General features: G+C 50.4%; 18 protein-coding genes and 4 tRNA genes. 13 read left to right on the forward strand and 9 right to left on the reverse strand.

What is annotated here, in order from left to right; genetic code table 11:
• Window positions 1–78: 78 nt before the first annotated feature.
• Complete coding sequence (locus QZT94_RS07200; RefSeq protein ID WP_296761715.1) at window positions 79–741, forward strand: LytR C-terminal domain-containing protein; 663 nt, start codon at window positions 79–81, stop codon at window positions 739–741.
• 73 nt (window positions 742–814) lie between these two features.
• Here QZT94_RS07200 and QZT94_RS07205 read toward each other — a convergent pair whose 3' ends face one another.
• Window positions 815–2296, reverse strand: a complete 1482-nt coding sequence (locus QZT94_RS07205) for a solute carrier family 23 protein (RefSeq protein WP_079985921.1) — start codon at window positions 2294–2296, stop codon at window positions 815–817.
• 222 nt (window positions 2297–2518) lie between these two features.
• Here QZT94_RS07205 and QZT94_RS07210 point away from each other — a divergent pair, with 222 nt between their 5' ends.
• Complete coding sequence (locus QZT94_RS07210) at window positions 2519–3013, forward strand: PaaI family thioesterase (protein ID WP_296761721.1); 495 nt, start codon at window positions 2519–2521, stop codon at window positions 3011–3013.
• A 104-nt stretch (window positions 3014–3117) separates the two neighbouring features.
• On the opposite strand, the gene QZT94_RS07215 is transcribed toward QZT94_RS07210, so the two are convergent.
• Window positions 3118–3206, reverse strand: a tRNA-Leu gene (locus tag QZT94_RS07215).
• Between the two features lie 273 nt (window positions 3207–3479).
• Here QZT94_RS07215 and QZT94_RS07220 point away from each other — a divergent pair.
• The 7 genes from QZT94_RS07220 (at window position 3480) to pknB (ending at window position 12422) form a co-directional block, all read left to right on the forward strand.
• Window positions 3480–4178, forward strand: a complete 699-nt coding sequence (locus QZT94_RS07220; RefSeq protein WP_072510322.1) for a DUF3662 and FHA domain-containing protein — start codon at window positions 3480–3482, stop codon at window positions 4176–4178.
• A 9-nt stretch (window positions 4179–4187) separates the two neighbouring features.
• Window positions 4188–4682, forward strand: a complete 495-nt coding sequence (locus QZT94_RS07225) for an FHA domain-containing protein (RefSeq protein ID WP_270626535.1) — start codon at window positions 4188–4190, stop codon at window positions 4680–4682.
• A complete protein-coding gene (locus QZT94_RS07230) occupies window positions 4679–5893 on the forward strand; it encodes a PP2C family serine/threonine-protein phosphatase (RefSeq protein WP_296761729.1) in 1215 nt (404 codons plus the stop codon). Before QZT94_RS07225 ends, QZT94_RS07230 begins: the two co-directional genes overlap by 4 nt.
• A 63-nt stretch (window positions 5894–5956) precedes the next feature.
• Window positions 5957–7378: an FtsW/RodA/SpoVE family cell cycle protein gene (locus QZT94_RS07235; RefSeq protein ID WP_270626532.1), complete on the forward strand. Its 1422-nt coding sequence runs from the start codon at window positions 5957–5959 to the stop codon at window positions 7376–7378.
• Window positions 7362–8834 carry a penicillin-binding transpeptidase domain-containing protein gene (locus QZT94_RS07240; protein ID WP_296761737.1) on the forward strand — a complete coding sequence of 491 codons (1473 nt, stop codon included), beginning with the start codon at window positions 7362–7364 and terminating at the stop codon, window positions 8832–8834. The genes QZT94_RS07235 and QZT94_RS07240 overlap by 17 nt, the downstream gene beginning before the upstream one ends.
• Window positions 8827–10647 carry a serine/threonine-protein kinase gene (locus QZT94_RS07245; RefSeq protein ID WP_296761740.1) on the forward strand — a complete coding sequence of 607 codons (1821 nt, stop codon included), beginning with the start codon at window positions 8827–8829 and terminating at the stop codon, window positions 10645–10647. The genes QZT94_RS07240 and QZT94_RS07245 overlap by 8 nt, the downstream gene beginning before the upstream one ends.
• Window positions 10623–12422, forward strand: a complete 1800-nt coding sequence (gene pknB / locus QZT94_RS07250) for a Stk1 family PASTA domain-containing Ser/Thr kinase (protein WP_296761744.1) — start codon at window positions 10623–10625, stop codon at window positions 12420–12422. Before QZT94_RS07245 ends, pknB begins: the two co-directional genes overlap by 25 nt.
• Before the next feature lie 48 nt (window positions 12423–12470).
• Here the strand turns inward: pknB and QZT94_RS07255 are convergent, their stop codons facing one another.
• Together QZT94_RS07255 and QZT94_RS07260 are read right to left on the reverse strand one after the other, a co-directional pair.
• Window positions 12471–12662, reverse strand: coding sequence for a hypothetical protein (locus QZT94_RS07255; RefSeq protein ID WP_270626527.1), 192 nt, complete (start codon window positions 12660–12662; stop codon window positions 12471–12473).
• On the reverse strand, window positions 12650–13399 hold the full coding sequence (locus tag QZT94_RS07260; RefSeq protein ID WP_072510330.1) for a class E sortase: 750 nt from the start codon (window positions 13397–13399) through the stop codon (window positions 12650–12652). Before QZT94_RS07260 ends, QZT94_RS07255 begins: the two co-directional genes overlap by 13 nt.
• Before the next feature lie 152 nt (window positions 13400–13551).
• Between QZT94_RS07260 and QZT94_RS07265 the strand changes: the two genes are divergently transcribed.
• The 3 genes from QZT94_RS07265 (at window position 13552) to QZT94_RS07275 (ending at window position 16029) form a co-directional block, all read left to right on the forward strand.
• A complete protein-coding gene (locus QZT94_RS07265) occupies window positions 13552–13821 on the forward strand; it encodes a cell division protein CrgA (protein ID WP_296761752.1) in 270 nt (89 codons plus the stop codon).
• A 193-nt stretch (window positions 13822–14014) separates the two neighbouring features.
• The gene (gene iolG, locus QZT94_RS07270; RefSeq protein ID WP_270626523.1) at window positions 14015–15007 is read left to right on the forward strand and encodes an inositol 2-dehydrogenase; all 993 of its coding nucleotides are present in this window, start codon (window positions 14015–14017) and stop codon (window positions 15005–15007) included.
• Between the two features lie 161 nt (window positions 15008–15168).
• A complete protein-coding gene (locus tag QZT94_RS07275; protein ID WP_270626522.1) occupies window positions 15169–16029 on the forward strand; it encodes a sugar phosphate isomerase/epimerase in 861 nt (286 codons plus the stop codon).
• Between the two features lie 295 nt (window positions 16030–16324).
• Here QZT94_RS07275 and rpmG read toward each other — a convergent pair whose 3' ends face one another.
• The 5 genes from rpmG to QZT94_RS07300 all read right to left on the reverse strand — a co-directional run bounded on the left by rpmG (window position 16325) and on the right by QZT94_RS07300 (window position 19248).
• Entirely contained in the window at window positions 16325–16495 is a 171-nt protein-coding gene (rpmG, locus tag QZT94_RS07280; protein ID WP_072510334.1) for a 50S ribosomal protein L33, read from the reverse strand.
• 68 nt (window positions 16496–16563) lie between these two features.
• A tRNA-Met gene (locus QZT94_RS07285) sits at window positions 16564–16637 on the reverse strand.
• A 29-nt stretch (window positions 16638–16666) separates the two neighbouring features.
• Window positions 16667–16739, reverse strand: a tRNA-Thr gene (locus QZT94_RS07290).
• Window positions 16740–16826: 87 nt separating this feature from the next.
• Window positions 16827–16908, reverse strand: a tRNA-Tyr gene (locus tag QZT94_RS07295).
• A 138-nt stretch (window positions 16909–17046) separates the two neighbouring features.
• Window positions 17047–19248 carry a hypothetical protein gene (locus QZT94_RS07300; protein WP_296761759.1) on the reverse strand — a complete coding sequence of 734 codons (2202 nt, stop codon included), beginning with the start codon at window positions 19246–19248 and terminating at the stop codon, window positions 17047–17049.
• A gap of 227 nt (window positions 19249–19475) precedes the next feature.
• On the opposite strand from QZT94_RS07300, the gene QZT94_RS07305 reads away from it, so the two are divergent.
• Window positions 19476–20393, forward strand: coding sequence for an ABC transporter substrate-binding protein (locus QZT94_RS07305; protein WP_296761762.1), 918 nt, complete (start codon window positions 19476–19478; stop codon window positions 20391–20393).
• Window positions 20394–20400 lie beyond the last annotated feature (7 nt).

Here is a 20400-nt window from a genome sequence, read left to right on the forward strand (position 1 = left end):
GCTTAACCTTACTAGTTTTAGCGCCCAGACAGTACCCACCTAACCGCAGCTACCCCTAGGAGAGGTAAAGTAGCAAGCATGAATCAAACGCAGGTAAGCCCCAGCAGTACCCCAGATGCTAAACAGTCAAAACTGCAAGCAGAGCCGGAAAGCTCTAACCCGCTGGATAACTTAACTCCTTATCAGCGCTATGTTCGTCGCCGTCAGCAACGAGAAACCATGGTTTTTACGGTTATCGGTTCGGTAATGACAGTTCTGTTGGTGATTTCTATCCTGGTGGGATTTGGAATTGTCCCGTTCCCTTTCTTTGATGATTTCAAACAGGCTCCTCAATACGCGCAGGCAGGAGACACACCCTGCCCTACCTCCGATAAAGCATTCCCTTTGGACAAGATGGAAATCCATGTTGTTAATGGCACTGATGTTTCCGGTTTGGCTGGCAAAATCTCTAAAGGACTAAAGGCTCGCGGCATCACCGTGAAAGATACCGGAAATATCAGTTCGGGTTCTTATGAGGGCAATATCCGCATCGTTACTGGTCCTACCGGTGTTAATGTGGCATACACTTTGGCGCGCGCCTTTGAAGATGCGGAAATCATTATGGATCCGCGCCCCACTCCCGATGTAACTGTAACTATCGGCTCTCAGTATTCAGATATGGTTACTCCCGAAAAGTTCAAAGAGATTGCTAGCAAAGACCTTGAAAAGATTGACGGCTGCAAACTCGTGCAAATCGCCTAATCAAAGTCAAGGTCAAAGCTAAAAGATAACCCTCCCCTGTCCTTTCCGACAGGGGAGGGTTATCTTAATTCTGTTAATCTTCTACCGAGGACGCTACCCGCTTTTCATAGGAACGTGACTTTAAGTCAGTTCCGGCGGGAGCAGATGCCGGAGAAGCCTGTTCTAGGAAAGTACCCCGCACTTTCGAGATTGCCCGCATCACATGGTAAATGATGATTGCCCCGAACGAGCCTAAAGCGATTCCTTCAAACGTGGCTCCACCAGCTACCAAAGTGTAGTTAGCGATTGCTAAAACCATTGCGACTGCCGCAGTATTTAGGTTCACCGGGTCAGCAAAATCCACCTTGTTTTGTACCCAGATACGAACCCCCAGCATCCCAATCATTCCGTAAAGTACCGTGGCAGCCCCGCCTAACACCCCGGCGGGAATGGTGGCAATAGCAGCCCCGAACTTTGGCAGTAAAGATAAGGCCAACGCGCCGCAGGCAGCAATAATATAGGCAACCGTTGCATAGACCCGGGTTGCAGCCATAACTCCGATATTCTCGGCATAGGTGGTGGTTCCTGAACCTCCACCACAGCCAGCCAGTACGGTAGCAACCCCATCTGCGAGTAGCGCCCTACCGGTTAAATCATCAAGATTCTGTCCGGTCATCGCGGATACCGATTTAACGTGACCAATGTTTTCTGCAATCAGCACTAAAACTACCGGCAGGAATAGTCCCAAATACTTTGGTTCAAAAGCTGGAGCATGGAAAGCCGGTAATCCCACTACTTTTGCCGCTCCGATAGCTGCAAAATCGACCTCTTCGCGAACAATTGCGCAACCGTATCCGACCAGCACTCCAATCAGGATAGACAAGCGCCCAATAATTCCTTTGAAAAGTACGGTTACCAGCAAGATAGTCACAATAGTGACCGTGGCGGTAATGGGAGCCTGTTTAACGTTATTCCAGGCACTGGGGGCGAGGTTGAAACCAATCAAGGAAACAATCGCGCCAGTAACAATCGGAGGCATCAGTTTGTCTATCCATCCTGACCCCGCAAAATGCACAATCAAGCCAACCAGGGCTAATAGAATACCAACCGAGATAACTCCGCCTTGAGCCAGAGACTGCTTTGCTCCGTCTAGAGGAATTCCCGCTTGCGGGTCATACATGGTGACAGCCCCGATGGGAGCGATTAACGCGAAAGAAGACCCCAAATATGAGGGGAGGCGACCAGCGGTGATAAGTATGAATAACAGCGTGCCACAACCAGTGAAGAACAAAGTGGTTGAGGGGTCAAATCCGGTTAATAGTGGCACTAGAAAAGTAGCGCCGAACATGGCAACGATATGTTGCATACCGATACCGGTAGTACGCGACCAGCTTAGCCGCTCATTGGGCATCACCACTTCGCCCGGCGCAATCGTACGTCCATCACCATGTAGTTTCCATAGGGAGGCTTTAGTAGCTCCGGCTCGACTTGTTTTCGTGGTTTTGGAACTCTTATTGCTTAGCTCAGCAGAATTGGAGTGTTCTTGATTTGGGGAAATCTGATCGTTAGTAGACATTTTGCCTCTGTTACCTGTAGAGATTGCATATTTTCTGGACTGCACCTGACTTTAGGTTATTGCCCGGCAGATGCCGCTTTGAAAACTATCAATCTGCGTATGTACGGTCAGGATACCAGTGTATTCCCGCAAGGCGCGGAGATAAAATCACCGCAAAAGCACAGGCAACAGACCAGGGGTAATAGTTAATCTTGTCTCAGCACAAACAATAGAATGAGGATTATGCATAAAAAATTGGTTTACCGCGATGAAGTAGACACCCCGATTGTGCTACCGGATTTCAATAACCCCACCCAAACTTCTCAGTTCTTTCTTTCCCTACCTGATGTTTCAGCTAGATGTCCCTCTGCTAAAGCTCAACTTATCGAATCAATGGGGATAAGCTTTCACCACCTGGGTGGGCAGGTAATGATTTGTTCGATGCCGGTAGAGGGAAACCGTCAGACTTTGGGGGTACTGCATGGCGGATCGAACGCGGTACTCGGGGAAACTACCGGCTCTTTAGCCGCGAACTATGTAGCACCTGCCGGAAAGCACGCGGTTGGTTCCAATATTTTTGTTACTCACCACCGTCCGGCGCTTGCGGGTAGGGTGTTTTGCGTTGCGACCTTAGCTCAAAGCGGGCGCACCCTAGCAACTTATTTTTTAAAGATTTTTTCCGAGGACGGCAAACTTACCGCTTCCGGCACCCACACCTGTGCCTTTGTGGATGATTAGGACGAGTTAGCGCAGAAGACTGATTGCGGGGAGAAACCTTAGAACCAAAGGGAGGGTTCTTAGCCTAGATACCACCCTATTCACCCTGGTCAAAGCTTAAGACCTGGTGCGCAAGGGGGGACTTGAACCCCCATGCCCGGTAAAGGGCACACGGACCTGAACCGTGCGCGTCTACCAATTCCGCCACTTGCGCTTAGGTTTAACGTCACCGGACGCTGAACCACGAATAGAAATCTACCCCGAAACTAAAGACCGGAGCAAGCCCACAGACAAAAGGCGTTACGTTTCACAAGAAAAGTTGCGCATTTTCATCTATTTGCCCTGCGATAATACTTATTCACCATTTTTCTATTAACCTTGAAGTTAGGTGTGTCTACCGACAAATGATTTTACCGACTCTTTCTGTCAGTGAAACCACCCGGCAACACCACCTATAGAACTGTTATTTACAGGAGAGGACGAAAATATGGGAGTGGTTGACCGCTTCGAGAAAGCCGTATCTCAGGGGGTGAACGCCCCCTTTTCGAAGATGTTCGCCAGCTCGATTAAAGCCGTAGACATAAAGACGGCAATCCGTGAAAGTATGGACAACTCTCGCGCCACCTTGAACGATGGTCGGGTAGTAGTACCGAACGAGTATCAAGTTCTACTTAATCAAAAAGACTTCCAATCAGTAACGGATGCTAACTCCCAAGTGTTAGCGGAAGAGTTAGCTCAAGACGCAACCATGTATGCCACCGAACAGAGCTACGTGTTTGTCGGACCGGTAGAAGTGGCTTTTTCTACCGGTGACCAACCGTTAGGGGAACTACAAATCGATAATGCTATCCGGCGCGGCCCGGCCGCGCCGGTCACAACTGCCAGCGCTAGCCCCTCCCACCCAATTATTGATATCGAGGGGCAACAGTGGCTGCTAACCGAACCAGTAACGGTGATTGGCAGAGGATCCGAAGCTGACATTGTGGTACATGACCCGGGAGTATCCCGCCGTCACCTGGAACTGCGAATCACTCCCCAGGGGGTAATCGCCACTGATTTGGGTTCAACTAACGGCTCCTATGTAGAAGGTCACCGTATCAGTGCAGCCACTCTCCTAGACGGTAACGAAATAACTATCGGTCGCACCCACCTGCTATTTTGGACATCAAGTGTAGATGAATACTAGGTGGTAACTGTGGCAGTAGGACTTTTATACACTATTTTGCGATTCGGTTTCGTAGCCCTATTGTGGCTGCTGGTAATCGGAATGGTATTAGTGCTGCGCCGCGATATTACCCTGGCCGCTTCTGCTAGGACGAAAACCCCATCCTCTCGCGTACGTCCCTCCCGCGCTAAGGACGCCAAAGAATCGAAGAGCCGGAAAAAGACAGGTATCACTAAAGCACGTTACTTAGCTTTCACCGGCGGAACTTTAGCGGGAAATCGTCTCAAATTGGATGGACAACCCATCTTGCTAGGGCGCTCTGCGGATTGCACCGTTCCCCTGCAAGATTCTTATGCTTCCAACAGACACGCCCGCATTTACCACAACGACGGGCAATGGTTTATTGAAGATCTCAATTCAACCAACGGAACGTATATCGACAGTAAACGCCTCACCGTTGCCCAGCCATTTAAGCCCGGCATGACGGTGCGGATTGGACAAACAACAATGGAGTTAACTAGATGAGCCTCGGATTCAAATATGCCGCCCTGTCCAATATCGGCAAAATCCGCCAGTCTAATCAGGATTCTGGCTATGCCGGCCCGAATCTGCTGGTATTAGCAGACGGAATGGGTGGTCCGGCCGGTGGCGACATAGCCTCCTCAATCGCTATAGACCATTTACGTGGTCTAGACTGCCCAGCCGATAATCCCGAACAGGCACTCGACAGCTTGCGGGATGCAATCAACGAAGCTCATCAGGAGCTATGCGAACGCTCTACGCAAGACCCAGCTCTCGCGGGACTGGGAACCACCTGTATAGCGATTCGCCGCAGTGAAAACGACCTGACCATGACCCATATCGGGGATTCACGTGCCTACCGGCTGCGCGGCGGGGAACTGCGACAAATGACTAACGATCATTCTTTTGTTCAATATCTGGTTGATACCGGTCAGCTCACCCCTGACCAGGCTGAAAACCATCCGCAACGCTCAGTTCTGCTGAGAGTATTGGGAGATTCTCAAGAGGACGTTACCCTGGATGAATCTCATCCCGAGTTCACTGTTGGCGACCGCTGGTTACTATGCTCAGATGGTTTATGCGGATTCGTCTCCGGTCAAACCATCGGTAAGGTTCTCTACCGCAGCGAGAGCCCGAAACAAGCCTGTGAATCATTAGTGGAACTCGCCTTGAAAGCAGGCGGTCCTGACAACGTTACCTGCGTAGTCGCCGAAATTGTCGAGAATCCCGACCAAGATGAGCCAGAAGTTGTGGGGGCAGCCGCCACTGACCGGCTTCAACAGGTGCGTTGCCAACACGATGAATCGATGCCGGTCGCGGAATCCAGCAATCCCGATGCCCTTACCACTGATTTAGATTCCCCCGCTTCGTCCTCCGGAAGCAGCATTTCGTCCTCTAAAACTAGCGCCGAGGACGAAACTGCGGATTCTGTTTTGGAGCAAGCGCAAGCAGCGGTGCCGACAGAATCATTAACCGATAAGAATTCGGCTCCTAAATTCCGTTGGGGCAGAGCCATCGGAGTGATTGTGGGGATAATCGTCCTGATTGCTCTGTTTGCCTGTGCGCTATGGTATGGCTTGTCGCAACGTTCCAGTACGTCACTACCTGAATCAGCAGTCACGGTTTCGCAAGTGAGCCTACCTGCCACTTCCGCACCGCTCGTTGAAACCTCAACGACTGCTGGACAAGCGAAAACCCCAGCTATCTCCATTTAAGTTAGCTGCGACCAATTACTGTTTCCAACAAGAAATATATGCATAGGAAAGGAGGGAAAGCCGTTGTCAAGAATTAAACATCCCACCGGTCGCCTGGCCGAGATGCTGCTAATCATCATGGCTTTAGCATTGTGTTTTTTAGGGTACTTATCGATAAACGTTAATCGCACCGGCGCTCTCCCCACCTCCTTTATCCTGCATATGAGTGTTTTAGCGGCATTTGCGCTGGCAACCCACTTCGCAGTTCGTTTCCTAGCTCCCTATGCCGACCCTCTGCTCCTCCCTGCGGTTTTAGCGCTAAATGGTATCGGTTTGGTGATGATTTACCGCCTCGATTTAGCATACGGTCCAGATTCCATCTTCTATATTGGTTTCAAGCAGGCACTATTCACACTGCTAGGCGTAGTGTTGATGATTATTACGCTGGCTGTGGTTCGCGACTACCGCAAATTACGCAACTACACCTACCTTTCGATGTTGCTAGCCATCGTATTACTGCTACTTCCCCTAGCCCCGATTATTGGGCGCACTATTAATGGGGCTCGCATCTGGATAAACATCGGATTTTCTATTCAACCTTCCGAAATAGCCAAAATTTGTTTAGCGATTTTTTTCGCGGGATATTTAACTTCCCGCCGCGATGCTCTTATCCAGGGAGGTAAATCCCTACTGGGAATGCGTCTGCCACGTCTGCGCGATTTAGGCCCCTTAGTAGTGGTTTGGGCAGCCTCGATTATGATTTTGGTTTTTGAACGCGACCTAGGTACTTCCTTACTTATCTTCGGGCTATTTGTAGCAATGCTTTATGTGGCTACTAATCAAACTTCCTGGCTTCTAATCGGGGCAATCTTGTTTACCCCGGCAGTTTTCATTGCATCTCGCCTTTTCTCGCACGTCCAGGCACGAATCGATGTCTGGCTGCACGCCCTCGAACCTGAAATCTACTCCCGCACTATTGGAGGCTCCGGACAGCTAGTTTCGGGACTGTTTGGCATGGCAGATGGGGGAATCATCGGTACCGGTTGGGCACAGGGGTCTCCTTCTCTTACCCCTTTCGCCAACTCCGACTTTGTGTTTGCCTCCCTCGGTGAGGAACTGGGATTAACCGGGACGCTCGCTATCCTTGCCCTGTATTTAGTGTTTGTGGAACGAGGGATGCGCACCGCCCTCACAGTTAAAGATGGGTTTGGAAAACTTCTGGCAACCGGATTTGCTTTCACCATTGGATTCCAAGTATTTGTGGTGGTCGGCGGGATTACTCGAGTAATTCCTTCTACTGGGCTAACTCTGCCCTTCGTAGCGGCCGGGGGTTCTTCTCTGGTAGCCAACTGGGTAATTTTGGCGTTACTGCTACGAATCTCTAATGAAGCGCGCCGACCGGCTTCTCGGGAAAGCGGAGTTATCGACACTGCCGAACTAGAAGCCGTAATTGCACGTCAGCAGCATAAACGAGCGGGAGGTGAAAGTCTTGAATCTACAGATTAAAAGACTTTTCCTGGTCGTTTTCATTATGTTCTTATCGTTAATGCTGGCTTGTACCTACATCCAGTTTTTAGGCGCAGATTCTCTTAACGCAGACGGGCGAAATTCTAGAGCTTTTTACCGTTCAAAATATATTGAACGTGGCCCAATCATGATAGCCGATACGGTGGTAGCTTCTTCTAAACCAACCTCGGATTCTCAGGGATACCGCCAACGCTACCAGCGTTCCTACAACGAGCAAGCATCACTGTACTCCAACCTGATTGGCTATTTATCCCCCGGAGGCAACGCTACCGGCATCGAAAAACTGCAGAATTCCGTACTAATGGGAGAAGCCTCCAGCCAGGCTCTATCACAGGTCTTGAAATATGCGGCTGGAGAAAACCAAAAAGGTGGCGGAGTTCGACTCACTATAAATCCCCAGATTCAACAGGCGGCAGCCTCCGCCCTAGGGAATCGTAAAGGTGCAGCCGTTGCCATAAACTACCAGACGGGAGCGATTCTAGCAGCAGTTACTAATCCTCGTTTCGACCCGGCTCCTCTAGCTAGTGGCTCTGAAGGACAGTCTCAAAAAAACTTAAAAAAGCTGCAAGCAGAACCGACAAAACCGATGTTAGATCGCGCCTTACGCGGAGAGTATCCCCCCGGTTCTTCCTTCAAAATTATTACCGCCGCCGCCGCTTTAGAACAGGGGATTCGCTCCCCCGAGGGCGAGGTAGATGCTCCAGTATCGGTGAAGCTTCCGGGTTCAACTGCCCGCATATCAAATATTGAGTCTACTAGCTGCGGAAACGGTCATCCTAGTTTCTCTTATGCCTTTGCATTATCCTGCAACACCCCTTTCGCTAAGATTGCTCAAGAACTGGGATATCAGGTACTCAAAGATAAAACAGAAGCGTTCGGATTTAATCCTAAAACCGCTTTGACGGTTCCGTTACCGGTGCAAAAATCCTATTTCCCCTCCTTAGACCCCGGGGTTGCTTCCACGATGATGACCGGCATCGGACAGTTTGAGGTTCGTACTTCTCCCTTAATGATGGCGAGCGTAGCCGGCGCAGTAGCTAACGAGGGAACCCAGGTTCGCCCCTACCTAGTTTCCGAGGAACTCGGATCAGATGGAAAAACTACTAGGCAGTACCGTTCCGGTGGCACTCTCGGCAAACCTCTTTCTAAGGAAGTGGCGCAACAATTACGCCAAATGATGATACAAACCGTCAAGGAGGGAACCGGAAAGCCAGGTAACGTTTCGGCTATAGAGATGGGAGCAAAGACCGGCACTGCGCAGACCAGCGGCAATATGACCCATGCTTGGTATGTGGGCTGGGCTAATACCCCCGACTATCCCCTGGCCTTCGCGGTGGTAGTCGAAGGTGATAGCGCTAATCCGTCTCCCCATGGCGGACCGGTGGCAGGACCGGTGGCTAAAAGCATGATTCAGGCGGCGATTAGTAATGACTGATAGTCCCGTATTGTATGCGCCACCTAGAGCCAGTGAACAGGAAATGGCAACCCCTATTGACCCGGTTGCTACTTCTACCGGCCAGGATTCTTCCGCTCAAAAAGCGGTTGCCGCTTTGAAAGTGGGGATGAAGATTTCCGGGCGTTACCTGCTGCTTTCTCGGCTAGCGATTGGGGGCATGGGGGAAGTTTGGCAGGCTCTTGATGAAAAAACCAGTGAACGTTTGGCCTTAAAAATTTTGCGTCCCGAGCTGGCAGGTAAAAAACTTTTCCTGTCCCGGCTGCGGATTGAAGCCTACAATGCTTCCCGGGTACATCACCCAAACCTGGCGGCGGTACAGGCTTCTGGCGAGGACGCCGGGCTGGGCTGGATTAGTATGGAGCTGGTCGATGGGGTTTCGCTAACCGAAATCCTAGACCGCCAAAATATTTTAGACACTGATTTTCTCCTCTCGGTGCTTTATCAAACCGCTGATGCACTGGCGGCGGTTCATGCTGCCGGAATTGTTCACCGAGACATCAAGCCTGGGAACATTATGGTCACCCCCTCTGGGGTGGTAAAACTTACCGATTTTGGGATTTCAAAAGCGGCAGGACAGGTTAATTTAACCCAGGTTGGAATGGTGATGGGCACTGCTCAGTATCTTCCACCGGAACAGGCTATGGGACAGCCTGCAACTCCCGCCGGCGACCTTTATGCCCTCGGAATTATTGCCTACGAGGCTTTAGCAGGTAAAAGACCTTTTACCGGGGAAAAACCGGTGGATATCGCGTTTGCGCACGTTAATAAACCTGTTCCCCCCCTACCGCAATCAGTACCAAATGAGCTGCGAGAACTGGTTATGGAGTTGCTGGAGAAAGAACCGCAGCGCCGTCCCGAAAGTGCTTGCGCCTTAATGAACCGAATAGAGGCAGTACACACCGCGCTCTTAAACCCGCCAAGCATCGAGGTCGCCACCGAAGAAGAACCACAGGTCAGCCCCCTCAGCTCGCCAGAAACAGAGTCCTGCCCGCCAGCGACCTATCTTAGCGCTGAGGAACTTAGCATCGAATCAGATATTGAGCCGGCAGCGCTTACGCCCGCTCCGGATGTTGAGGAATCCAGTTCCGTAGCTGCGCCTGATTCTCTTAACAACCAACCTCCGGCTAAAGCCGTTCCTAGGGAAGAGGACGGCTCCGAAATGCTCTATCTTTCTGGAGGCACAGTACCAGCTCCGCAACTCCTTCCGCCTTCGGTACCACTTCCAGAAAACACTTGGCAGCAACGAGTAAGGCTGCGTGAACGGCCTCGCGAATTTGCGGCGCTGATTCCTCCGGTTTCGGCATCTCGTCCTCATTCCCAAATGAAACGTTTACGTGCCATCCCGCAAGTTCTTGGCTGGGGTAAGCCCGCTACTCGTCCTCGGTACGCTGCTCCTGCCCCACCCGAAAAAGAACAACCGCACACCTCGCTAGCAGCTCCTTTAATCTCTTGGAGTAAACGGATAGAGTCCCAGGTAGGTCTGCGGGAAACAGATCCCCTGGCAGCTCAAGTCGCAAAACTACGTCGCCCTTATGACCAGATTCAGATTTTCAGTAAACAATGGTGGAATCAAGATATTTCACGAGCTCAACACGGACGACTAACCAGACTACAATCTCGACAACTAATCGCTTTAACCCTGGTTTTGTGGTTATTGCTAACCGCTCTTAGCCTGGGAGCCTGCCTGCTATCTACCGCGGGCACCACCTCGACTGGAGCTACCCAACAAGCTACCCAAATGATAGTTTCGGAACAAAAGGAAGAGACATGGCTCAATCTCCATACCGTATAGGTTCAGGACGCTACGAAATCCGTTCCCTTATAGGTCGGGGCGGAATGGCCGAGGTACACCAGGCCTATGACACTTTGCTGTCGCGCATTGTCGCTATCAAGATGCTGCGGGTTGATTTAGCGAAAGACTCGGTGTTTTTGGCACGCTTTCGCCGCGAAGCCCTGGCATCTGCTTCCTTAAATCACGAGAACATCGTTCAGGTTTACGATACCGGAGAGCAGACGGTAACCACTCCTGATGGTACTGAAGTCCACGTCCCCTATATCGTAATGGAGCTGGTAGAAGGGCACACGGTGCACCAGCTCCTTACCGACGGACAGCCGGTTCCCATTAACGAGGCAGTTGAGATTATGTCGGGGGTGCTAAACGCCCTCGAGTATTCCCATAAACGCGGCCTCGTCCACCGAGACATTAAACCTGGCAACGTAATGCTTACCAATAGCGGAAAAATCAAGGTTATGGATTTTGGGATTGCCCGTGCCTTGGAAGATTCCGGACAAACCATGACCAGTACCGATGCGGTGGTGGGTACCGCGCAGTACCTGTCCCCCGAGCAGGCGCGCGGTGAAACCGTAGATACCCGCTCCGACCTGTACTCTTGTGGTTGTATGTTATTTGAGCTACTTACCGGGAGAGCGCCTTTTAAGGGCGATTCTGCGGTTTCGGTAGCTTACCAGCACGTTGCCGAGATGCCACCCTTGCCCTCATCTATTGCCGCAGATATTAGTCCCGAACTGGACCGCATGGTGATGAAATCTCTTGCTAAACGTCCTGAAGAACGTTATCAAGATGCGGCGGCTATGCGTTCGGATATGGTTAGAGCAGCTGCCGGGGCAGCAATTTCGGCTCCCGCTCTGCCCCCGCTGCCGGTTACTACCCCAACTGAGGGGTTTGTACCGCCACAAACTTCCTATGCTCCCCGGCAATGGTCGCAGGTTATGGAGGATAGCCCTGAGGAAAAGGAAGCGGAAACCGCTTCCAAAAAGAAGCGGAAAAAGACTGTCTGGGCGGTTATTATCGGCCTTTTGCTGACAGCTGTACTGGTCGGCGCGGTTTGGTGGTTGATTGCTTCCAACAAGAACCAAGAACCAGAGCAGGTCACCATTCCAAAGAGCATTATCGGTATGAGCGCGATTGAAGCCCAACGCACCTTAGATGGTTTGGGGCTAAATATGGAGCAAGGAACCGCTATCAGCTCTGACACGGTAGAGAAAGGAAAGGTGGCAGCCACCGACCCTAAGCCAGGTTCTAAGCTAGATAAGGGCTCTACAGTCACCATTCAGCTTTCATCTGGAGCTGCCGAAATTACAGTTCCCGATGTTTCGGGTCAAACTCAAGATGCAGCTAGAAAGACTTTAGAAGATGCGGGACTGCGAGTAGGCTCCGTCAAGTACGAGGACGACTCCAAGGTAGAGGCTAATCGCGTAATTCGCACTACCCCGGAGGCAGGCAGTTCCGCCAGCGCCGATGAGGAAATTATCTTGGTATTATCCTCTGGCTATGTTTCGATTGATTCTACAAAGGTAGTAGGAAAATCCCAAGATGAGGGACTAAAATACCTGGCTACTTTGGGGTTGCAAACTAATACGGTTACCGAGGAAACCAATAAAACCCCTAACGGTCAAATCATTTCAATTGAGCCTAACGGTCGGGTAAAAGTTGGTACTTCAGTCACTGTCAAAGTAGCTAAGACCCCTGCACACTCGCCCTCTACTAGCGCCTCACCCGAGCCGTCGAACAGTGAAAGCCCAGAGGGTCCCGAACCCAACCAGTAAAAGATAGCCCTATCTTTATTTACCGGTCTTGGATAGGACGACTATAGGTTAAAGAGAATTGGTAGGGGCATACCCCAGAGGGCTACTGTCTACGGTAGTACCGGTTAAATCCAGGGTTTGGGAAATCCAGGGGAACAGCCACCAAAAACAAGCCATCACGATTAGAGCGATTATCAGGATTACCTGCAGAAATTTGAGCCATTTAGGACCGGGAAGTAAATCCCAGATTAACCCGCACATGCGTTGCCTCCTCCTGCTAGTTCTTTGGGAACCCCACTGGAACGAGGAACCCAGTGGTCAAACTTTAAGTGAACAATGTAGCGTTCCCAGTTCCCATATTCGGGGTTACAGGTGGTCATAGTCATCAGGCGTTCGGTGGGTTGTTTTCCGGGCTGTTCTGGAACCGGGAGAATCACATCTGATTGGGTCGGGAGGACAATTTTGTGGTTAGTGACCTTGTATACCAGCCATTCACCGGCAGTTTCCATGATTACACTGTCACCGGCCTTTAGTACATCAATACGCCGGAAGTTTGAGCCGAACGAGCGCCGATGTGCCGCTACCGAGAAATTACCTATCTGCCCTGGCAGAGCGGTGCTTTCGTAATGCCCGGCAGCTCCGGTATTTAGAATCAATTGGGTGGTGCTTTCCTTTACCGGCACAACCATATAGTTCCATTTGGGAACGTGCAATGCCCCCAGGGTTTCGCCCTCTTGCTTAATCCCAATACTGGGAGGGGCGCTGGTACGTTCATCTTTAGAGATGCGATTAGGGCAGGTTTTAGTTTGTTTTTGGAAGGTGGTTAATGCCTGATTATTGTAGCTTGCCACCTGCCAGTCTGTTACGAACACGTCCCAAAACGCGAATAGTCCAGCCAGTAATCCCACTATTATTAGCAGTTCCCCAAAAGCTCCGATGGGGTCAAAGCGATGTCGCCTTGCGGTCTGTGTCCGCGCATTCTTGGTTTTATTGCTCATGTTCTTCCGAAAGTTGTTTATCTAGCGTGGGGACGGGGACGTGTCTTCATCATAGACTTAATTTACCTGAAAACAGACTTAACTAGGTCTACAGAGACTTTCACACTAGAATGAACCTAGCTAGTACTATCGCATTTTATGGAGGTCACCTCGTGCCGGAGTCACGTAAACGTAAGGACGCTAAGCCCCCCCGCTCCCAACAGCCAGAGGAGTTAAATAAGTCTTGGGCTGCTGACATGAAACCGTCTCCGCGTTGGTGGGCTCCGTTGTCGGTCGCGTTAATGCTGGTTGGACTGCTACTGGTGGTTGTCTATTACATTTCTTCTTCTGCCTACCCAATCCCTAACGCCGGTAACTGGAATCTAGCTTTGGGGCTGGGGGTAGCTTTTGCCGGTTTCTTGATGTTGCTTCGCTGGAAGTAACCTCGCGAGCGTTTTCCCAGTATTTTCCTCATTTTAAAGGACGAGTGTCCTTTTTACAGCGGCTATGCTCTGAGAATGCTTAACGTTTTTTCGGGTTTAGTGTTTACATTCTTTGACCGTTACTCTATTCTTAATAATGTAAGGACAAAGAAATGGGAGATTGTCACTCCCCCTCACAGAACAGAGTTGTTTTATGTTGAAATTTGGATTACTGGGAGCGGGACGAATTGGTCACGTTCACGCTAAAACCCTTTCAGCCAGTCTGGACGCTTCCCTAGAAGTAGTTTTCGATGTGCGCAAAGATGCCGCCGAATCCCTAGCTGCTCAATACGGTGGGCGGGGAGTTAGCGATGAAAATGAAATCTGGGATAACCCTGATATAGATGCAGTCATTATTGGTTCTCCCACCCCTATGCACGTTCCTCACATCATTGCGGCAGCTAAATCTGGTAAGGCTGCTCTTTGTGAAAAACCGGTTGCCATGGAAACTGCGAAAGTAGTAGAGCTACGTGAGGCGCTGAAAGGACTAGATCCGACGGTTATGCTCGGGTTTAACCGGCGTTTTGACCCCTCATTTGCTCGGGTAAAAGAGCTAATGGATAAGGGGGAAGTTGGGAAGGTCGAGCAGGTCACCATTATTTCCCGTGACCCGGCTGCTCCCCCTACTGACTACATCAAAGTCTCAGGCGGCATCTTCAAGGATATGACCATTCACGATTTTGATATGGCTCGTTTCCTGCTTGGAGATATCGACACCGTGACTACCATTCCGCAAAATCTAGATAGTGAGATTGCCGCCTGTAACGATTATGACGCTGCGGTTATCGTCCTCACCGCTAAATCTGGGGCAGTAGCCACTATTATCAATAACCGTCATTGCGCGACCGGATACGATCAGCGTCTAGAGGTAACCGGCCATGATGGACAACTAAACGCTGATAACCAGCGTCCCACCACGGTTTCTCTATCGAAAGATAGCTATTCTCTCTCCCGCGAGCCTTATTTGGACTTCTTCCTTACTCGGTACGCTGACGCCTATGCGGCAGAGCTAAATCATTTCATCTCGATAGTTAAAGAGGGCGGCAAGCCCACTCCCTCTATCGAGGACGGAGCCCAAGCGCTACTACTGGCAGAAGCGGCAGAGAAATCTGCACGTGAGCAGCGCCCCGTAAAGGTGGGGATTTAACTCGCCTAGCTGAGGGTAGATACCTCTTTGAGGTTTTCGGCAGGAAAAACTGTATTTGATGAGCACGCATAAATAGGACGTGCAGTAAGCGAACATAGCAACAACAAGCTACTAGGTGCGCAATAGGGGCGTTACCTTAATACATAAACAATGGAGGAAATATGAAGATTGCGGGAGCTCCTATTTCTTGGGGCGTATGTGAAGTTCCAGGTTGGGGATACCAGATGAGCCCGGAACGGGTTTTAACCGAGATGAAAGAAATTGGGCTAACTGCTACCGAGTTTGGTCCGCAGGGCTGGCTACCGATTGAGGCGGAGGCAAGGGCAAAGGAGGTTGGCAAATACGGTCTGAAGCCGGTAGGTGCTTTCTTCCTGGCGATTATGCATGACCCCGAGATTGACCCCATTCCGGCGGTAAAGAAGGAGCTGGAAGCCTTTAAGATTGCCGGAGGGGAATATCTGATTTTGGCGGCTGATTCCGGTCGTGACGGTTACGATGATCGGCCTGTTCTTGACGAGGCCGGTTGGAAGACTTTATTCGGAAACTTGGATCGGATTAGCGATGTTTGCGCCGAGGCTGGGGTTAAAGCCTGCGTTCATCCACACTGGGGCACTATGATTCAAAACGATTGCGAGATTCGCAAGATGCTAGATGAATCAAAGGTAGCGCTCTGTCTGGATACCGGGCATATGGTTTGTGGTGGCTGTGATCCCGTGGCAATCGTTAAGGAATACCCCTCTCGCACGGTGATTGTCCACGCTAAGGACGTTCACAAGGAAATGACCGACAAGCTGCTTCCCGGTGAGATTACCTGGTCGCAGGGGGTTAAAGCCGGTATGTTTGCTCCTATCGGCGAGGGCGACATTGATTTTGGCGTCATTGTTTGCGAACTCAATAAAGCTGGTTTCGATGGGTACTATGTGCTTGAACAGGACATCATGATTGATGAGGAGCCTCCCGCCGGTGGAGGTCCGAAAGCTAATGCTGAAAAATCCTTAAAAGCATTACAGAAACTGGCTTAACGCCTGATTGGGGCGAAGTTAATCCCGTTTTCATAGTTTTGGGGGGCGCAACGGTAGTTGCGCCCCCCAAAGTTTATTGTTAAGTTAAGCTTTTTTACCAGCGACAATAAGGTAAATATCTATTATCAGCTCACTGCTGACTGTAGTAATAAACAGATACCTTGTTATCTTTTAGCAAAAATCTAGGTTCAACGATTAACAGCTATTGCAGCCAGCTACTAGCATTAAATGTTGAGCTAGAGAACCCGGCTTTTACTGTTATAAGAAGCTGAACGTAAATATAGTATCTGGAATACTAACGAGTCTCTTTATGGGCAGTAGACTTACGGCAACGCGGGCAATACTTCATCAGTTCCAGACGATCCGGATTATTCCGGCGGTTCTTCTTGGTGATGTAGTTACGCTCTTTACATTCACTGCACGCCAGAGTGATCTTAGGACGTACGTCGGACGACTTGCTGGCCATTGTTACTTACCTCTATATCTCGAGCCGCCCCTTCAGCGGCAGTTTCCGTTTCAATCGAAATTGAAAAGTAGCGAGGGCGGGGTTCGAACCCGCGACCTCACGATTATGAGTCGTGCGCTCTCACCAACTGAGCTACCCCGCCGCTTGAGGGCTTGGTAAATCAAACCCTAGAGCCCCGACAGGGACTTGAACCCTGGACCTTCTCCTTACCATGGAGATGCTCTACCGACTGAGCTATCGGGGCAATAGTGAACAATCTGCACTCTGGTGCGACCGAAGTCGCTCCCACATATTTTGTCACTTTGCCACCAGGTTGTAAAACCTGGCAACGTGGCGGGTGAGGGATTCGAACCCCCGAAGGCTACGCCGGCTGATTTACAGTCAGATCCCTTTGGCCGCTTGGGTAACCCGCCCTGTGCACTCAGGCACCACAAAAGACTATCAAACCACCTTAGGCATACAAAACCCGAACCAGGAAAGTTACCCACTTCACCGAAATTCGCTAGAATTTTATGGCTTTCCTGACTTTAAAGCCCCCCCCCTATTTCTGCCTATTGTTTATTGCCCGTATTTAGTAGCAGCATTGCATTCAGTGCTGGAATCGTAAATAATCCCGCACATACCAGGATTAACGCCCCAGAATCATTGGTAAGGGCGGCAAGTATCGCAGTTAGTAACACTCCCTGCCCAAAACGACACGCACCGGGAATAGTGCGCAGCGGGGTAAAGTTGGAAGTAATCCTGGCAAAAAACAAAGAATTCCCCCGAGATTTTCCGCGTTTATGTGCCAAAACTCCTAAAACAATTACCCCTATTGCCAGCGCCATCAAGATGGTAAACACTACCGACCCACCGAAAGTGTTAATCATTGCTTCAGCTTTACGCCTAACAACTATTGCCCCTCCCCCGTTTGCGACCTCGGAAATAAAACGTCCAAAGTGGGTGCGCGCCCTCGGATTAGCGAGATTATCAACTAGGACGAATAGAGTTGAGGACAATAGGGCTACTCCCATTAGGGAAAGTATTTTCAAGATTGTCACCCGTTTACCTAGAACCAGGTTTAGGGTGACCCCAACTCCCACTATCAAGGCTAACGGACCACCTACATCGGCTCCCAACCAGGGGAAACCATCTATTATTACCGCCAGCGCCAGCAGCGAGAATCCCATAACAAAATATCGTTTACTGCGCACAGGAAAGCGCTTTACCAGGGGAGAGAGGATTAAACACTCTAAAGCCAGAATGGCTGAGAACAAGAAGGAGTATTTGTTGTTATTAAGCCCATAGAAGCGGGTAGCTGAAGTTGCCGGCGAGGAAAACATAGTAGAAATCTGGTCTGGCGATCCAGTTAAAAGGCTCACCAAAATCCAAACGATGATAAAGCAGGCAGCTACTATCACCGGCGCCGAGTATCGCAGGAACTGGATTTTCTTGGCAATCAGACTACCTAGCGCTAGACAAAGAGCAGCGAGGATAAGAGCAATCATGATTACTATCCAGAAAAACTGCAAACTAAGCAGCGGAACCGACATTTTCAACGCATTGGCGCTAAAGTTACCGCCAGTCGCCCCTAATAGTTTTGCCGGGATATTGGCCGCTAATGCGCTAGCAGGCCCGAGCAGACTGGCACTTAGACACAGGTGCACCCCCACCAATTGCTTACCTCGCGTAATAGGTCGAGACATTCTGCGCTGCAATCCTATTAACAGAGCTATGGAAAGCAGCAAAGCTACCCCGATTAGGACGATGAAACGAGCTTGAAGGATAGTTGCCTGGTCAGCGCGCAAGGACTGATTACGAAGCCAGTCAAGATTACCGCTCATCCCATAGTCGCGCCCGATACTAAAATTTCCCCCTATTAAATAATTCGCATCATTAACCCCATTGGCAACCAATATTTGTTGAGTGAAGTCCACAGTGGAAGTTAATCCCAGTTGCCGGGTAGAGGACGAGCGAATAATCCCAGGTTTGTCCTTTGGATTGCGTACGAACGCCATTCCCAGGTGGGGGTGAGCAGAATGATCGGCAACATCTAGCCCGAAAACTAAATCTGAATCTTTAGCTGCCTGTAAACCAGCGGTCAAAGCCGCTAGCACCTGACTACTTTGGGCTTTTTCCACCCTATCCGCCCCTGGCAGACCATCAGCAGGAGTGGCATTTAAAGAGGTAGGAGAAACTTTTATGTCTCTACTAGCAGAAACCTGCCCCACATCAACAATGGTCACTTCCGATTTTTCCATGACAGTTTTAATTTGCGAAGCAAAGTTAGAAAGATCAGCTCTTGGGCTATAGTTAGCAACTTGTCCAGAAGTATCCATGGCAGCAATTGCAGCTCCTAGCCCAATCGCATACACCTGTTTACCGTGTTCAGCTAGCTTTTGTCCCAAAGTTCCAGGAGTGGCGCGGTCATTTTGTTGCCGGGCATCTTTAGCCCATTCTTTTATTTGCGTACTCGAAAATGTGCCGGCACTCAGCTCAGGGACATCAGGGCAATGCCCGCTGCTTCGCCCTTCGGTAGCAGTTAGCCGCATCCCGGTAGACAAAGTGAGGTATCCATCGAGAGGACAGGTGGTTTTAGCTGCATTATGGCGAATCAAGTTAGCGACACGGGCAGAACCTAGCGCATCCAGGAACTGCTTCCCCACTTTTTCTTGCGGGTTCACGTCTGACCAGGAAAGACCGGAGGTTATGAGGACGAGGACGCGCGGATTTTCGCTTGCCTGCGCACCCAGCGGGGACAGCAATGTCATCACTAAGGACAGAATTACCAGGAAAACGACCCGCCACGACCTGCGGGAGCAGTGTTCATTCACGTCCCTAGCATAGCGGGCTTTTCCTACCGGGGCGCACCTGCCGCCCTCTCCCTAAAAATCTCAATACTCGTCCTCAAAGAGATACCCACCACAGATAACCCGAAAATGTTTGCATAATTATTCATAGTGTTGCATACTTTCTAAAGACGTTAGAGATTGGAGATATCATGAAACGTAAACTAGCAGCTCTCGCCGCCATTTCACTCGCCTCCTTTGGTTTAGCAGCCTGTACCTCCGGGAGCGACGATATCGCCGGGCAAAACACAGACCCCGGCGAAAAAGGCTTCGACGTTTCCAGCATCAAAGCAGACCCGGAAATCCAAAAATTAGTACCCCAAAACATTAAAGATGCCGGCGTCCTCAAGAATGGAGCCTCCACCGATTACGCACCCGCCGAATTTAAAAAAGAAGACGGTCAAACCCCGACCGGATACGACGTTGATATGGTTAAAGCAATAGCGAAAGTGATGGGGCTGAAAGAGGGGACCACCACCCACGCCGAGTTTGATTCCCTCCTACCTCAAATCGGAAGCAAATTCGATATCGGCGTTTCTGCTTTCACCGTCTCGAAAGAACGCGAAGCCCAGGCAAACATGATTTCCTACGCGGAAGTTGGCTTCTCATACGGCGTGTCCAAAGGTAATCCCCAAAAATTCGACCCCAAAGACCCCTGCGGCAAAACCATCGGGGTACAAACTGGGAGTGCTCAGCATGAAGCCATTGAAGCCCTCTCTAAAAAGTGTACCGACGAGGGCAAAAAAGCCATCACCATTAAACCTCACAAACTACAGACCGAGGTCACCCAGAAGGTAGTAGGCAAACAATATGACGCCACCTTGGCCGACTCCCCCGTAGTTGGCTACGCAGCTAAAATGACCGGCGGACAAATCGAACAAGTTGGAGAGCCTTTCGACACCGCCCTACACGGGGTAGTAGTCGCCAAGAATAACGAGCAGTTAGCCAAAGCCGTCCAGGCAGCAATCCAAAAACTCATGGACGATGGCACGCTCAAAAAAATCTTCACTCTATATGGAGCTCAAGACGCTCTCAAAGATAAAGCCGAACTAAACCCCGCCGTGGACTAGCGTTAAG

This window comes from Varibaculum sp. (genome assembly GCF_008661855.1).
GTDB lineage: Bacteria > Actinomycetota > Actinomycetes > Actinomycetales > Actinomycetaceae > Varibaculum > Varibaculum timonense_A.

Excerpts from the sequence above, each read along its gene's own strand:
- QZT94_RS07200 (WP_296761715.1), top strand. The coding sequence starts at position 79 with ATGAATCAAACGCAGGTAAGCCCCAGCAGTACCCCAGATGCTAAACAG.
- QZT94_RS07205 (WP_079985921.1), bottom strand. The coding sequence starts at position 2,296 with ATGTCTACTAACGATCAGATTTCCCCAAATCAAGAACACTCCAATTCT.
- QZT94_RS07210 (WP_296761721.1), top strand. The coding sequence starts at position 2,519 with ATGCATAAAAAATTGGTTTACCGCGATGAAGTAGACACCCCGATTGTG.
- QZT94_RS07220 (WP_072510322.1), top strand. The coding sequence starts at position 3,480 with ATGGGAGTGGTTGACCGCTTCGAGAAAGCCGTATCTCAGGGGGTGAAC.
- QZT94_RS07230 (WP_296761729.1), top strand. The coding sequence starts at position 4,679 with ATGAGCCTCGGATTCAAATATGCCGCCCTGTCCAATATCGGCAAAATC.
- QZT94_RS07245 (WP_296761740.1), top strand. The coding sequence starts at position 8,827 with ATGACTGATAGTCCCGTATTGTATGCGCCACCTAGAGCCAGTGAACAG.
- pknB (WP_296761744.1), top strand. The coding sequence starts at position 10,623 with ATGGCTCAATCTCCATACCGTATAGGTTCAGGACGCTACGAAATCCGT.
- QZT94_RS07255 (WP_270626527.1), bottom strand. The coding sequence starts at position 12,662 with ATGTGCGGGTTAATCTGGGATTTACTTCCCGGTCCTAAATGGCTCAAA.
- QZT94_RS07260 (WP_072510330.1), bottom strand. The coding sequence starts at position 13,399 with ATGAGCAATAAAACCAAGAATGCGCGGACACAGACCGCAAGGCGACAT.
- iolG (WP_270626523.1), top strand. The coding sequence starts at position 14,015 with ATGTTGAAATTTGGATTACTGGGAGCGGGACGAATTGGTCACGTTCAC.
- QZT94_RS07275 (WP_270626522.1), top strand. The coding sequence starts at position 15,169 with ATGAAGATTGCGGGAGCTCCTATTTCTTGGGGCGTATGTGAAGTTCCA.
- rpmG (WP_072510334.1), bottom strand. The coding sequence starts at position 16,495 with ATGGCCAGCAAGTCGTCCGACGTACGTCCTAAGATCACTCTGGCGTGC.
- QZT94_RS07305 (WP_296761762.1), top strand. The coding sequence starts at position 19,476 with ATGAAACGTAAACTAGCAGCTCTCGCCGCCATTTCACTCGCCTCCTTT.